Source organism: Curtobacterium sp. MCBA15_009, assembly GCF_001864895.1.
Lineage (GTDB): Bacteria > Actinomycetota > Actinomycetes > Actinomycetales > Microbacteriaceae > Curtobacterium.
Map to the genome: position 1 here is coordinate 187,333 of NZ_MJGO01000039.1, position 13,887 is coordinate 201,219.

At 69.6% G+C, this 13,887-nt stretch carries 16 protein-coding genes; all 16 read left to right on the forward strand.

Annotation, left to right across the window (positions count from 1 at the left end):
- Positions 1 to 61: 61 nt before the first annotated feature.
- Positions 62 to 532 carry a phage terminase small subunit gene (locus BIU97_RS14105; protein WP_071297987.1) on the forward strand — a complete coding sequence of 157 codons (471 nt, stop codon included), beginning with the start codon at positions 62 to 64 and terminating at the stop codon, positions 530 to 532.
- A complete protein-coding gene (locus BIU97_RS14110) occupies positions 532 to 2,181 on the forward strand; it encodes a hypothetical protein (RefSeq protein WP_071297988.1) in 1,650 nt (549 codons plus the stop codon). Before BIU97_RS14105 ends, BIU97_RS14110 begins: the two co-directional genes overlap by 1 nt.
- Positions 2,182 to 2,191: 10 nt before the next feature.
- Positions 2,192 to 3,532, forward strand: a complete 1,341-nt coding sequence (locus tag BIU97_RS14115) for a phage portal protein (RefSeq protein ID WP_071297989.1) — start codon at positions 2,192 to 2,194, stop codon at positions 3,530 to 3,532.
- Positions 3,513 to 4,361, forward strand: a complete 849-nt coding sequence (locus BIU97_RS14120) for a VG15 protein (RefSeq protein WP_071297990.1) — start codon at positions 3,513 to 3,515, stop codon at positions 4,359 to 4,361. The genes BIU97_RS14115 and BIU97_RS14120 overlap by 20 nt, the downstream gene beginning before the upstream one ends.
- A 62-nt stretch (positions 4,362 to 4,423) precedes the next feature.
- Entirely contained in the window at positions 4,424 to 4,912 is a 489-nt protein-coding gene (locus BIU97_RS14125) for a hypothetical protein (protein ID WP_071297991.1), read from the forward strand.
- A gap of 59 nt (positions 4,913 to 4,971) precedes the next feature.
- Entirely contained in the window at positions 4,972 to 5,949 is a 978-nt protein-coding gene (locus BIU97_RS14130) for a P22 phage major capsid protein family protein (RefSeq protein WP_071297992.1), read from the forward strand.
- 13 nt (positions 5,950 to 5,962) lie between these two features.
- On the forward strand, positions 5,963 to 6,532 hold the full coding sequence (locus BIU97_RS14135; protein ID WP_071297993.1) for a hypothetical protein: 570 nt from the start codon (positions 5,963 to 5,965) through the stop codon (positions 6,530 to 6,532).
- Positions 6,529 to 6,867 carry a hypothetical protein gene (locus tag BIU97_RS14140; RefSeq protein ID WP_071297994.1) on the forward strand — a complete coding sequence of 113 codons (339 nt, stop codon included), beginning with the start codon at positions 6,529 to 6,531 and terminating at the stop codon, positions 6,865 to 6,867. Before BIU97_RS14135 ends, BIU97_RS14140 begins: the two co-directional genes overlap by 4 nt.
- Entirely contained in the window at positions 6,860 to 7,117 is a 258-nt protein-coding gene (locus BIU97_RS14145; protein ID WP_071297995.1) for a hypothetical protein, read from the forward strand. Before BIU97_RS14140 ends, BIU97_RS14145 begins: the two co-directional genes overlap by 8 nt.
- Positions 7,118 to 7,125: 8 nt before the next feature.
- Positions 7,126 to 7,536: a hypothetical protein gene (locus BIU97_RS14150; protein ID WP_071297996.1), complete on the forward strand. Its 411-nt coding sequence runs from the start codon at positions 7,126 to 7,128 to the stop codon at positions 7,534 to 7,536.
- A 113-nt stretch (positions 7,537 to 7,649) separates the two neighbouring features.
- Positions 7,650 to 8,213: a phage tail tube protein gene (locus tag BIU97_RS14155; protein WP_071297997.1), complete on the forward strand. Its 564-nt coding sequence runs from the start codon at positions 7,650 to 7,652 to the stop codon at positions 8,211 to 8,213.
- The gene (locus BIU97_RS14160; RefSeq protein WP_071297998.1) at positions 8,210 to 8,419 is read left to right on the forward strand and encodes a hypothetical protein; all 210 of its coding nucleotides are present in this window, start codon (positions 8,210 to 8,212) and stop codon (positions 8,417 to 8,419) included. Before BIU97_RS14155 ends, BIU97_RS14160 begins: the two co-directional genes overlap by 4 nt.
- Positions 8,420 to 8,501: 82 nt before the next feature.
- Complete coding sequence (locus tag BIU97_RS14165; protein ID WP_071297999.1) at positions 8,502 to 8,840, forward strand: hypothetical protein; 339 nt, start codon at positions 8,502 to 8,504, stop codon at positions 8,838 to 8,840.
- 152 nt (positions 8,841 to 8,992) lie between these two features.
- Positions 8,993 to 9,262 (forward strand): hypothetical protein, encoded by a 270-nt coding sequence (locus BIU97_RS14170; protein ID WP_071298000.1) that lies wholly within the window; start codon positions 8,993 to 8,995, stop codon positions 9,260 to 9,262.
- Between the two features lie 3 nt (positions 9,263 to 9,265).
- A complete protein-coding gene (locus tag BIU97_RS14175) occupies positions 9,266 to 13,012 on the forward strand; it encodes a tape measure protein (RefSeq protein ID WP_071298001.1) in 3,747 nt (1,248 codons plus the stop codon).
- Entirely contained in the window at positions 13,009 to 13,875 is an 867-nt protein-coding gene (locus BIU97_RS14180; RefSeq protein WP_071298002.1) for a hypothetical protein, read from the forward strand. The genes BIU97_RS14175 and BIU97_RS14180 overlap by 4 nt, the downstream gene beginning before the upstream one ends.
- Positions 13,876 to 13,887: the final 12 nt, after the last annotated feature.

The following is a 13,887-nucleotide window of genomic DNA, read 5'->3' on the forward strand; positions in this document are numbered from 1 at the left end:
CTCACCACTCGCCCCCTGACCGAAACGGAGCAGGCGGCCTCACCCGAAACGGGAGCTCACCATGCCTGGTCACGGCCCTGCACCGAAGGACCCGAAGAAGCGCGCGCGCCGCAACTCGGATCCCACCGTCGTCCGGATCCTTCCCCGCGCTGTCGTCGCGCAGCCCGAGCTGCCGACGATCTCCGTCGAGGAGGACGGTGAGCTCCGCGAGTTCACGTGGCCGGCGATCACCCGGCAGTGGTGGGACATGTGGGCGACCTCGCCCCTCTCGCTCGACTTCACCGCGACCGACTGGTCGGAGCTGCGAGATACCGCGCTCATCCACGCCCGCTACTGGAACGGCGACATCAAGCTCGCCGCCGAGCTGCGGCTGCGCACCGCGAAGTTCGGCGCGACTCCCGAGGACCGTGCCCGGCTCCGAATCACGTTCGCGCAGGCGGAGGAAGCCGAGACGAAGACCACCAACCGTCGGCCGAGCTCGCGCGACCGCTTCGGTGGCATCGCGCTTCCCCCGGAAGCGACGGCGAACTGATGCCGTGGCGACCGCTCGACGGCGAGGCGTTCCCGACGCTCGGCTTCCACGTCGCCGACCAGATGGCCGAGTACCTCGACTACGTCGTCTCCCGCGAGCAGCTCGAGTTCCTCATCCGCCTGTACGAGATCGACCCGCTCAGCTGCAAGCGCGTGAAGACCCGCGCCGTCGTGCAGCGTCCCCGCGGCTGGGGCAAGTCCCCGTTCCTCGGCGCGACCGGGATCAGCGAAGCGCTGTTCGAGGTCGTCCCCGACGGCTGGGACGCCTTCGGGCAGCCCGTCGCCCGTCCGTGGATCGACTTCAAGAGCATCATCAACGTTCCGGTCACGGCGACCTCGGACGACCAGGTGCAGAACACGTGGGCACCGATGCTCGAGATGGCGCGCATGGACGCGCTCGTCAACGAGTTCGACGTCGACCCGATGGACACGTTCATCGCGATCCCCGGCGGCAAGATCGAACCACGCACGTCGTCTGGCCGGTCGATCAAGGGCCTGCCCGGCCAGGTCGCCGCGATCATGGACCAGACCGAGGAGTGGGTGAAGGGCAACGGCGGTCTCCGCCTCGCCCAGAACATCCGCAACAACTCGACGAAGGCGTCCGGGATCACGATCGAGTCCCCGAACGCGTTCACCCCGGGCGAGAACTCGGTCGCCGAGGCTTCCGCGCGGGACTGGGACCTGATCGAGTCCGGGAAGTACCCCGACCTCGCCGCCGCCCGCCAGATCCTCTACGACCACCGCGAGGCTCCGGCGGACACGGACCCCGCCGACCGCGACTCCCTCATCGCCGGCCTCCGGTACGCGTACGGCGACAGCTCGGACCACCCCGACGGCTGCGTCCTCCACGACCCGCCCTGCGAGCCCGGATGGGCACCGATCGAGCGGCAGGCGCTGGCGTTCCTCGACACCTCCAACGACCCGCAGGTGCTGCGCGCCGACTTCCTCAACCAGATCACCCACGCGACGAACTCCTACGTCTCGCAGCCCGATCTCAAGGCGATCCAGGCGCTCGACAAGGTGGTCTCGAAGACGGAGCCGGTCACGCTCGGCTTCGACGGCTCGGAGGGGCGCAAGCCCGGCAAGGGCACCGCCGACTCGACGGTCCTGATCGGCTACTCGGTCACGCAGCGCCACCTGTTCAAGATCGGCGTCTGGGAGCAACCCGACGGACCCGCCGGCGAGGGCTGGCGACCGCCGGTGCTGCAGATCGAGGACGCCGTCCGGCAGGCGTTCAAGGACTACAACGTCGTCGGGTTCTACGCGGACCCGTCCGCGGGCTGGGCCGGCCACGTGAAGACGTGGGAGGGCGAGTACGCGCGCCGGCTCAAGGTCAAGATGTCGCGCGACGAGCCGATCCGGTGGCGGCAGAAGGACCTCGCCCGGACGACGGACACGTTCGACCAGCTCGAGTCCGCCATCAGCGGCCGCGACATCACCTACGACGCCTCCCCGGAGCTCACCGCCCACTTCATCAACGCCCGCCGCGACCGCCGCCGCTCCGGGTACGTGCTGATGAAGCCCGAGCACGACCCGGACGGCTCGAAGATCGACGCCGCATGGGGCGCGATGTTCGCTTACGCGGCCGGCATCGACGCCCTCGGCGCGAACCTCACGAAGAAGAAGACGCTCGCCCGCCGCATCCGCTGAGAGGAGACCCGTGGCTACCACCCCGGCCGAATGGCTCCCGATCCTGGCGAAGCGTCTCGACGCCCCCCAGGAGCGGATCGCGAAGAACCGTTCCTACGCGAACGGCAACGCCCCGATGCCCGAGATGGGCAAGAACACCCGGGACTCGTGGAAGGCGTTCCAGAAGAAGGCCCGCACGAACTACGGCGGCCTGACGTGCCAGTCGCTCGGCGGCCGGATGGTGCCCAACGGGGTCCGCGTCGGCACGTCGACGACGAACCCCGCGGTCGTCGCGGCGCGCCGGGTCTGGCGCGACAACCGCCTCGACGTCGTGTTCAGCGACGCGATCTCGAACATGCTCACCACGAGCGTCGGCTACCTCATCACCGGCGTCCGCGACGGCCAGCCGATCATCACGTCGGAGAAGCCCGAGCAGGTCATCACCGCACCCGACCCGGCGCAGCCCTGGCGCGCTCGTGCAGCGCTCAAGGCGTGGCGGGACCCCGACGTCGGCAAGGACTACGCGCTCGTCTGGCTCCCCGGCGTCCGGCAGCTGTTCTCCCGCAAGTCGACGAACGACAACGGCACTCCGCAGCCGCAGGTCGCCGGCGACTGGGACGAAGACGGCCCCGCCGAGATCCACGCCGGCGGCGTCCCGGTCTACGTCCTCGAGAACAACGACGGCGTCGCCGAGTTCGAGCCGCACATCGACGTCATCGACCGCGCGAACCTCGGCAAGCTGCAGCGCCTCGTCGTCACCGCGATGCAGGCGTTCAAGCAGCGCGCCATCAAGGGCGGGCTGCCGACCCAGGACGAAGACGGCAACGACATCGACTGGGCGAAGGTCTTCGACCCGGCCCCCGGCGCACTCTGGGACCTTCCGGACGGCATCGACGTGTGGGAGTCGGCAGAGACCGACATCCGGCCGCTGCTCGAGGGCGAGAAGACCGATGCGCGCGACTTCGCGGCCGTCACCCTCACCCCACTGTCCGTGTTCATCCCGTCCGGGGAGAACCAGTCCGCCGAGGGCGCGCAGAACGCGAACAAGGGCGAGATCCAGAAGGCGAAGAACCGCATCACGCGGGCGACCGCGCCGATGGAAGGGTCCCTCCTCGAAGCGCTCCGCGTGCTCGGCGTCGACGACGGCGAGACCGTCGAGCTGCTGTGGGAGCCGCCCGAGCACATCTCGTTCGGTGAGAAGACCCTGGCCGCGAAGCAGGCCAAGGAGGCCGGCATGTCGGCCCGGTGGATCAAGCAGAACATCATGGGGATGTCGCCGGACGAGATCGACCAGGACGAGTCCAACGCCACCTCCGACGCCCTGCTCACCGCGACCCTGATCGGAGCAGCCGGTGGCACTGGCAACGCTTGACCAGCTGACCGCTGCGCACCAGGCGACGACGGCGAAGATCCGTGACCGGACGCTCGCCGTCACCGCCGCGCGGTGGGATGCATCCCCGGCGTACCGGGACGCGGACATCGACCGGCTGATCTCGCAGATCCTCCCGCAGGTGCAGGCCAGCCAGCTCGCGACAGCGACGCTCACCGGCGCGTACATCGGGCAGGCCGCGCGCCTCGCTGGCACGGAGGTTGCGCCGGCGACCGTGAACCGCGACGCGATCCTCGGCTACCGGGGCACACCCTCGGCAGACGTCTACCGACGCGGCGCGGTCACGCTGTACACGGCGCTGTCGAACGGCTCCCCGTTCGACGCAGCGGTCGCGTACGGGCTCGACCGGATGCTCACGATCGTCGCGACCGAACTGCAGCAGGCGAAGAACCGGCAGGCGCAGCGTGCGCTCGAGGCGTCCGGGTTCTACGGCTACCGCCGCGTCCTCACCGGCCTCGAGAACTGCGCGCTGTGCGCCATCGCCTCGACGCAGAAGTACAGCAAGCACGAGCTCATGCCGATCCACCCCGGCTGCGACTGCGGCGTGCAGCCGGTGCGCGAGGCGGACGGGCCGGCCACGATCCTCGACCCCGACCTGCTCGAGCGCACCCACACGCTCATCGACCAAAAGCTCGGCGGCACCGACCGCGGCGCGCGCGACCTCGGTCTCGACAAGCGCTCCTCCGCGGACAAGCCCCTCAGCGACTTCACGGACCTCGTCGTCGTCAACGACCACGGCGAGCTCGGCCCCACCCTCGCGTGGCGGTCCGACAAGTTCACCAGCGCCGCGGACATCGCCGCGCTCACCTGACTTCCCCACGCCGTGGGGAGTGGCCGAAACGGCCAACCACCAACCCGAAACGGGAGATACCGATGTCGGACGACGACAAGACGCAGCAGACCGAGGGCGCAACGCTCGAGGAGCAGCTGCAGGCAGCCCAGGCCGAAGCCGAGAAGTGGAAGACGCTCTCCCGGCAGAACGAGCAGCGCGCGAAGGACAACGCCGAGAAGGCGAAGAAGTTCGACGAGCACGAGGAGGCCAACCGCTCCGAGCTCGAGAAGGTCCAGGCGCGCGCCGACGCCGCCGAGAAGGCGATCGCGGAACGCGACGCCAAGGAGGCCGCGGCCAAGCTCCGCGAGGAGATCGCCACGGAGAAGAAGTTCGCCGATCGCAAGATCAAGGCGTCCGCGCTCCGCGGCACGACCCGCGAGGAGCTCGAGGCGCACGCCGACGAGCTGCTCGAGCTGGTTCCCGCACCGCCGGCTGGTCCGTCTGCTGACGGCCAGGGCAACACGGGCGGCCAGATCGGCGAAGGCGAGATGTCGGCCGACGACGTCGTGGCGGCAGCGACCGCCAGGTAACCCCCGCTGGTGTTCGCCACGAACCCCAAGCGGCCACATCACACCACCAAGGAGGAATCGTGGCAAACATCTTTACCAAGGGCGAGAAGCTCGCGCAGACCGCGCTGGCGCTGCTCCGGAAGAACATCAAGGCCCCCGGCCTGTTCACCACGAAGTTCGGCGTCGCCGACTTCGCTGGTGCTGAGGGCGACACGATCGGGATCAAGCGCCCGGCCGTGCTCGTCGCCCGGCAGAAGGAGTGGCGCGGTGACGACAAGATCGTCATCGACAAGCTCGTCAACACCAAGATCCAGATGACCCTGGACCAGCACCTCTACAGCGCCGTGCAGCTCTCCCCCGAGGAGGAGACGCTGGACGAGGTCGACTACGTCCGCGACGTCCAGGCACCGCAGGTCGCTGCGGTCGCCGACGCGGTCGCCGCGGCCGTCGTGAGCGCCCTGACCGGTGCGACCTTCGTCAACTCGGTCAAGTTCAACCCGAACTCCGCCGACGCGATGGAGTCCGACCCGCGGAAGGTCGCCATCCGCGCTCGGAAGCTGTTCCAGAAGGCGCACGTGCCCGCCACCGGCCGCTACTGGCTCGTCGGCGCGGACATCTCCGAGGCGATCGCGTCGAACGACAAGCTGCTCGAGGTCGACACCTCCGGGCTGCCCGAGGCGCTCCGCGAGGGCGTCGTCGGCCGTCTCGGCGGCTTCACCATCGTCGAGCTCGACGAGCTCGACGCGACCGCGTCGTACTTCGTGCACGAGTCGGCGATCGCCTGGGCCGTCGTGGCCCCGGTGGTGCCGAACGGTGTCGCGAAGGGCGGCGGCGTCGCGGCCGGCAACGGTCTCGCCGTCACGCAGCTGTGGGACTACGACAGCGACTACCTGAAGGACCGCTCGGTGGTCCACGCCTTCGCTGGCGCGTCCCCCGTGCAGGACCCGAAGACGAACGCGGACGGCTCGCTCGTCCTCGACGGCGACAACAAGCCGACGCTGCAGTTCGTCCGCGCGGTCAAGGTCACGTACAGCACCACCGCCCCCGCGGCGTCCTGAGAGGAGTGAGGTCATGGCCGAAGCGCTGGCAACGAAGGACGACGTCGTCAAGGCGCTCGGCCGTGACCTCACCGCCTCCGAGGCGAAGCAGGTCGACGGGCACCTGCTGAAGGTGTCGGAGCTGTTCCGGCTCGAAGCACGCCAGCAGTTCACCCCGGGCCGGTCCACCAACCGGCTCCGGGTGACTGCCGGCGCGCTCACCCTCCCGCAGCGCCCCGTGCGCGCAGTCCACACGGTCGACGGCGAGCCTGCCGACCGGTTCACCCTCATCGGGCAGCGCCTCGAGGTGCCCGTCCCGACCGGCACGATGGTCGTGGTCGACTACGAGCACGGCTCGAACGAGATCCCCGACCTGGTCAAGCTCACCGTCGCCGGCATCGTCGCGCAGCTGTTCGAGGCGGACCCGCGCGCCCGCGCCGGCGTCTCGCAGCGCGGGGAGACCCGCGGCCCGTTCAGCTCGCAGGAGACGTACGCAGCCTGGGCGCAGGGCGCGGCCCCGCGCCTCGCCCCCGACGATGTCCGCACCGCGCAGTCCTACCGGGTGAAGTCGTACGGCCTGATCGTGCAGGGCGGGTACCGATGACCGGCGAGACCGTCACCTGGCACCACCGCACCGACACCGGCAAGCGCGACCGCTACAACAAGCCGATCCTCGCCGACGCCGACACCCCCCTCGACGACGTCCTCATCGCGCCGAACCTCGGCGACGAGGTCACCGGCACCGCCGAGAACACCTCGAGCACCCGGATCACCCTCTACCTCTCCGCCGTCGCCGGCATCAGCGCCGACGACGAGATCACCGTCCGCGGCACCCGCTACAAGGTCCTCGCCGACGAAGCCGACTGGTCGACCGGGATGAGCGACTGGAAGCCCGGATCCGTCGTCCAGGTCGAGCGGAAGGCGTACGTCGGTGCCTAGATCCCGGGTCGTCCTCAACCGCCGCGGCTTCGGTGCCGTCCTCGCGTCGAAGGCGATGGAGCAGCAGCTGCGTCCCTACGCCGACGACATCGCCGCGCAGATCCCCGGCGGCGCGACCGTCACCGCGATCCGGACCGGCGTCGGCACCTCGAACTCCCGCGTTCGCCTCCGCGTCGAGGCGGAGGTCTGGGAACGCGCCCGGCTCGTCGCCGCGATGCGCGCCGTCCTCAGCAACGCCTCGTCCCGCTAGGAGGACCCGTGTACGGCGTCATCTACGGCGACTTCCTCGCCCACCTCATCCGCCGCACCGACGAGCTCCTCGCGGCCCGCAGCGAGCCGTACGTGGCCGGCGTCGAGGTCTCCGACCGGAAGTCGCCCGACAGCCGCCGCGCGGTCGTGCTCACGACGAGTCCCGGCGGCGGCACCGGCAACACGCTCCGCACCTCCTACGTCACCGTTGACGTCATCACCGACGACCAGGGCACCGCGGTCGACCTCATCAACCTCGTCCTCGCGCTGGTCACTTCGCGCGGCCCGGGCGGGATGGTCGACGGCTCGCCGATCACGGTCGCCGAGGTCAACGGCGGACCGAACGCCGACCCGGCTGCCGACGGCTTCTTCAAGCAGACCGCCGAGCTCGAGCTGCAGCACCGCGGCCGCAACCTCTGACCTCACCACCCCCTCAAGGCCCTGCCCACCCGGCGGGGCCTTTCGCATGCCTCCCGCCGAGCAGGGACCCCCGGGCGAACGCCCACCACCTCAAAACTGGAAGGAAGGTCCCCGTGGGCCAGAACTCAGAGAACGTCCGCGTCGCGGTCACGGGCGCGGTGTACGTCGCCCCCACGATCGCTACGCGCCCCACCACCGCCACCAGCACCCTCGGCGCTGACCACAAGGAACTCGGCTACATCAGCGACGGCGGGATCACCGAGACCCGCGACCGCTCGACGAACCAGATCCGTGCGTGGCAGAACGGTGCGCTCGTCCGCGAGCCCGTCACCGAGTCCTCGATCCGCTACCAGTTCGTCCTCATCGAGACGAAGAAGGAGACGATCGAGCTCTACTACGGCGTCAAGGTCGCACCCGACGGTTCGATCAAGATCGACCCGTCGAAGACCGGTGGCCGGCAGTCGTTCGTCATCGACGTCATCGACGACGACGACATCATCCGCATCGACGTGCCCTCCGGTGAGGTCACCGAGGTCGGCGACCAGGTGTACGTCAACGGCGACCCGATCGGCTACGAGGTGACCGTCACCGGTTACGCGATCACCGACGGCGACGAGTCCTACTCGGCCATCAAGTGGTACTCGAGCCTCGACACCACCGAGGGGGCCGCCGCGTGAGCCAGTCGAAGGACATGTACGTCCGCCACGTCCGCACCGGCGAGATCAAGAAGGTCTCCGCCGAGCAGCGCGAGAAGCAGGACAAGAACTACTGGGTCCGGGTCACCGGCAAGGACGTGAAGGAGACGGCCCCCGAGGTCGCCCCGTCCGCCGAGGTCGAGCCGACCCAGAAGACCACTCCGAAGGCGAACAAGCCCGGCGAGTGACCGACCGGTGTGCCGGGGCGCTCGGGCCTCGGCACACCGCCACACCCTTCCCGAGCACTCTCAACCGAGCCAGGAGAACACCGTGAGCGAGACCCCCACCGCCGTGCAGGCGCTGCAGATCAAGGCCAAGAGCCGACCGGCGCTCGTCGTCGAGTACGACGGCACCGAGTACACGCTGCCCGGCCGCGTGCCGCCGGAGATCATGACGATCCAGGCGCAGAACAAGAAGCCGAAGAACCCCGCGAAGGACGTGCAGGAGCAGTGGCAGCGCGACCTCGGCGTCGCCACGATGGACAAGTTCCTCGAGCTCGTCGTCCCCGAGGACCTCCGCGCCGCCGTCGACCTCGAGGACCTCGAGACCGTGTTCGAGCACTGGGCGGAGCACGTGGGCCTGGGGGAATCCAAGGACTCCAAGAACTAGCGGAGTCCTACCCCGACGAGCTCGTCTGGGAGCTGCACCAGCTCGGCATCGACGTCGACGACATCGGCGACGACGGTGCCCACCTCGACGAGGAGCTACCCCAGGAACGGCGCGACGAGGCCCGGCAGCGGCACCAGAAGGCGATCGACCACGTGAAGGTCGATCGCCTTCTGCGTGTCGCGACCCGAGAGCCGTCATCGGTCCTCTACGCCGCGCGGGCCGGGTGGGACTTCCCCGTCAGCCGCCAGTGGATCGCGACGACCGACTTCATCGACGCCTTCTACGCCGCCAACCACAGCAAGGGCAGCCCGCGACCGAAGCCGTACCCGCGGCCCTGGCGCGACGCCAACACCGACCGACTCGGCAAGACCAATCTCTCCCCAGCAGAAGCGCGGGAGGTGCTGCGAAAGAACAGGGGCTGACCCATGTCGACCGAATCCGCGATCGCCTACGTCTCCGTCGTCCCGCAGGCCAAGGGTGCCGGCCGCGCGATCGAGCGGCAGATCAACCCGCAGGCCCTCGGCGCGTCCGTCGGCAGCAAGATGTCGCCCGGCTTCCTCAAGTCGGTCGGGTCGATGGCCGTGAAGTCGACCGCCCTCATTGGCGGCGGCGTCACGGCCATCGGCGCGACGATCGCCGCGGTCGCCGCGAAGAAGGGCATCGCCCGACTCCTCGACATCGACGACGCCAAGGGCAAGCTCGCCGGCCTCAAGACCTCGACCGCTGGCATCGCCAAGATCATGGACAGCGCCCTGCAGTCCGTCCGCGGCACCGCGTTCGGGCTCGGCGACGCCGCCGGCGTCGCATCGAACGCCGTGGCCGCCGGCATCAAGCCCGGCCAGGCCCTCACGAAGTACCTCAAGCTCACCGCCGACGCGGCCACCATCGCAGGTGTCTCGCTCGACGAGATGGGCTCGATCATCAACAAGACCACCACCGGCGGCAAGGTCTTCACCGACAACCTCAACCAGCTCGCCGACCGCGGCATCCCGATCTTCCAGTGGCTGCAGAAGGAGTACGGCGTCTCCGCCGAGGAGCTGCAGTCGATGGTGTCCAAGGGCAAGGTCGACGCCGCCACCTTCCGCAAGGTCATCCAGGAGAACATCGGCGGCGCGGCGCTCGCGTCCGGCAAGACCGTCCGCGGCGCGTGGGCGAACGTCGGGGCCTCCCTCGGCCGCCTCGGCGCGATGTTCCTCTCCGGAGGCGTCGCCGGCGCTCCGGCGCTGTTCACCTCGATCACGAACGCCGTCGACCGCGGCACGGCCGCGCTGCAGCCCTACGCCGACGTCCTGAACGAGAAGGTCACCGCGGGCATGGCGTCCCTGGCTGGCTGGATCGACCGCGTCGACTTCGGCAAGGTCATCGCCGGAGCGGAGGCGTTCGTCGGCAAGGTCCGCGACGTCTTCTCCTCCCTCAGCAGCGGCGACACCAGCACCGCCCTCGGCAGCATCGGCACCTCCCTGTCCTCGCTGTCCCCGGCGTTCACCGCGTTCCGCGAGCAGCTGCCCGAGCTCGGCGACTCCGCCGGCAAGCTCGCCGCTGCCGGCGTCACCGTCCTCGCGGGCGTGCTCGGCTTCCTCGCCGACCACGTCGACACTCTGGTCAAGTACATGCCGCTGATCGTCGCCGGCTTCATCGCCTGGCAGCTGGCAACCCGTGCCACCGCCGCAGCGTCGATCGTCCTCCGCACCGCCGAGCTCCTCGCGCTCCCGGTGCAGATCCGCCGCAACGCGATGCGTCTCGCAGCCGCCCGCCTCGAGTACGCCACCGCGCGCGGCATGACCGTCTCGTCCGCCGCGACCGCGGTCAGCACGAACGCCACGAACCAGAACGCATCGGCGATCGCACGCCTCACCCTGGCGCAGCGGATCTCGACCGGCGCGACGAAGGTCGGGACGATCGCGACGCTGATCGGTGCCGGCGCGCTGCGCGTCTTCGGTGCCGCGGTGAAGGTCGCGATGGGGCCGATCGGCATCGCGATCGCCATCGTCGGCGCGCTCGTCGCCGGGCTCGTGTGGTTCTTCACGCAGACGAAGCTCGGCCAGGCGATCGTGCAGACGGTCTTCGCCGCCATCAAGGTCGCCCTCGCCGCCGTCGGTGCCGCGTTCACCTGGCTGTGGCAGAACGCGGTCAAGCCCGCATGGGACGGCATCGCAGGCGGCGCGACGTGGCTGTGGCAGATTATCCTGCAGCCCGCGTTCGCCGGCATCGCTCTCGCCGTGCAGACCGTCGGCGGGTTCTTCGTCGCCCTCTGGACGAACTACATCGCCCCGCCGCTCACCGCGATCGGCAACGCCATCGGGTACCTCTGGAACAGCTGGATCTCCCCGATCTTCCAGCTCATCGGCGCGATCGTCGTGTGGGCGGCGCAGATGTTCGGCGCGGCGGTGTCCGCGATCACCGGACTCATCGTCAACACCCTCGGCGTGGCGTTCTCGTGGCTGTGGACCGGCGTCATCCAGCCGGTCTTCTCGTGGATCGGCACGGCGATCAGCGTCTGGTGGACCGGCGTGCAGGTCGTGTTCGGCGCGGTCGTCGGCTTCGTCCGGAACAGCCTCGGAGCGATCTTCACCTGGCTGCGGGACAGCGTCATCACGCCCGTGTTCGGCTACATCGGCCGCGTGTTCAACGTCTGGTGGAACCAGATCGTCATGCCGATCTTCAGCGGCGTCGTCGGCTTCCTGCGGAACACCCTCGGCCCGGTGTTCACCTGGCTCCGTGACACGATCATCCGCCCGGTGTTCTCCGGGATCGGCACGATCATCCGCGGCGTCTGGAACACCTGGCTCAAGCCCGTCTTCGACAAGATCGCCGACATCGCGAAGAACACCATCCCGAAGGCGTTCTCCGTCATGAAGGACGGCATCGGCAAGGCGTGGGACAAGGTCAAGTCCGTCGTGAAGGCCCCGATCAAGTTCATCGTCGAGACGGTCATCCGCGACGGGATCATCGGCAACTTCAACAAGCTCGCCGACGTCTTCCACACCAAGCACCTGCCGGACGTGTCCCTCCCGAAGGGGTTCGCCGGCGGTGGCATCCTCCCCGGTTGGTCTCGCATGCACGACGGCGATGACCAGCTCGTCCCGATGCGTCGAGGCGAAGGCGTCATGGTGTCCGAGGGACTGCGTAGCGCAGCCGACCGGCAGGCGTTCCTCGCCGCGAACGCAGCAGGACGTCGCGGGGTCGGCTTCGCGTCGATGCTCGGAGGCGGCTTCGCCAAGGGCGGCATCCTCGCGGACACCAAGAAGAACGTCTCCGCGGGGTGGGACTGGATCAAGGGCAAGGCCGGCAAGGCGTGGGACTGGACGAAGAACGCCGCGAAGACCGCGGCGTCGATCGTCTCCGACCCGATGGGCACCTTCGGCAAGCTCATCAAGGGGCTGATCGGCAAGATCCCCGGCGGCGGCGTCATGGTCGACATGGCGAAGGGCGTCGGCAAGAAGGTCCTCACCGGTGCGATCGAGAAGATCAAGAGCATCGGCGACCTCGGCGGCCTCACCCCCTTCGGCGGCAACGGGAAGAACGGCAACATCGCTTCGTCGTCGCTGGCGAAGGCGCTCGGGTTCGCCCCGGGTTCCGGCGTCGGCGCGACGGGCGGTCTGCTCCGGAAGTCGGCCGCGGCCGCCTGGAACCTCGCGTACCGGGCGTCCGGCGGGGTCCTCCGGCTCACCGAGGGGTACCGCGACCTCAAGTCGCAGGCGTACCGGTGGGGCCTGTTCCAGAACGGCGGCAACCTCGCCGCCCCGATCGGCACGTCCGTCCACGGCCTCGGCCTCGCAGCGGACGTCGCCGGCGGTCAGGCGTGGCTTCGCGCGAACGGTGCGAAGTACGGCTGGGCGAACACCGGTCTCGGCTTCTCGCAGCGGGAGCCGTGGCACTTCGAGTTCAAGGGCATGTCCCGGCAGGTGCCGCAGCTCGCGAAGGGCGGGATCGTCGGCCGCCGACCTGGCGGCACGCTCGTCAACGTCGGCGAGGGCCGCTACGACGAGGCCGTGGTGCCGCTCCCGCGGGGCCTGAACAGCAACGTCCTCGGCAACGGGCCGCGCGGCCGGCGCGACGCCCCGCTCATCGAGGGCGGCGTCCAGTTCGTGTCCTCGGGCAACTTCCGCAACGACGTCGACGAGTTCGACCACTACCTGAGCGCGCTCGAGCGGGGAGGACGGCACACGTGAGCACCGACTGGAAGATCGACTGCGGGTCGGACGGGTTCGTCCTGTTCGGCTCGCAGTCCTCCCGGTACCCGTTCGCGATCGCACCGGAGATCGGCGACGCCGACCGGACCGATCAGGACAGCTCGCTGCCGGGCGTCGACGGCACGTTCTTCGGCGTCGACACGACCGCGGGGCAGACCGTCGCGTTCGGCCTCACCGCGGTCGGCGAGGACGACGCGGAGGCTGCGGCGCTGTACGCGGCGTTCCGGAAGGTGTGGCGAGCCGACACCATCCGTGCGACGCCGGGAGCGGTCGCGACACTGACCGCCCCGTCGGGACGGTCGACGTTCGGCCGGCCCCGGCGGATCACGCCGGCGTACATGCCGCGAGGTGCCGGCGCGGTCGGCATCACCGCGGACTTCGCCACCCAGGACGACCGCTGGTACGGCCCCGAGAAGCGCCTGTCCGTGCCGCTGCGGCTGTCGCAGTCGGGCGGCTTCGTGTTCCCGCTGACGTTCCCGATGGTCTCCCGCGGGTACACCACCGCGGCGAACACGTTCGTCGTCGACGGCGATGTCGACAGCTGGCCGGTCATCACGATCAAGGGGCCGATCCTCAACCCCACGGTCGAGGTCCCGGGCTGCTTCCGGTTCAGTGCTGCGCTGACGCTGCAGTACGACGAGCAGCTGCGGATCGACACCCGGCCCGGACGGCAGACCGTCCTCCGGTCGGGCTCGAAGATCGCCTCCCTCACCCGCACGTCAACGCTGCTGCCCGCGGCGTCGCTGCCACCGGGCGCGCACACCCTGACCCTCTCCGGCTCGTCCTCGACCGGCTCACCGACCGCGCAGATCGCGTGGCGTCCCGCGTACTCGACTCCCTAGGAGGGAACCAGC

Excerpts from the sequence above, each read along its gene's own strand:
- BIU97_RS14105 (WP_071297987.1), top strand. The coding sequence starts at position 62 with ATGCCTGGTCACGGCCCTGCACCGAAGGACCCGAAGAAGCGCGCGCGC.
- BIU97_RS14140 (WP_071297994.1), top strand. The coding sequence starts at position 6,529 with ATGACCGGCGAGACCGTCACCTGGCACCACCGCACCGACACCGGCAAG.
- BIU97_RS14135 (WP_071297993.1), top strand. The coding sequence starts at position 5,963 with ATGGCCGAAGCGCTGGCAACGAAGGACGACGTCGTCAAGGCGCTCGGC.
- BIU97_RS14175 (WP_071298001.1), top strand. The coding sequence starts at position 9,266 with ATGTCGACCGAATCCGCGATCGCCTACGTCTCCGTCGTCCCGCAGGCC.
- BIU97_RS14125 (WP_071297991.1), top strand. The coding sequence starts at position 4,424 with ATGTCGGACGACGACAAGACGCAGCAGACCGAGGGCGCAACGCTCGAG.
- BIU97_RS14110 (WP_071297988.1), top strand. The coding sequence starts at position 532 with ATGCCGTGGCGACCGCTCGACGGCGAGGCGTTCCCGACGCTCGGCTTC.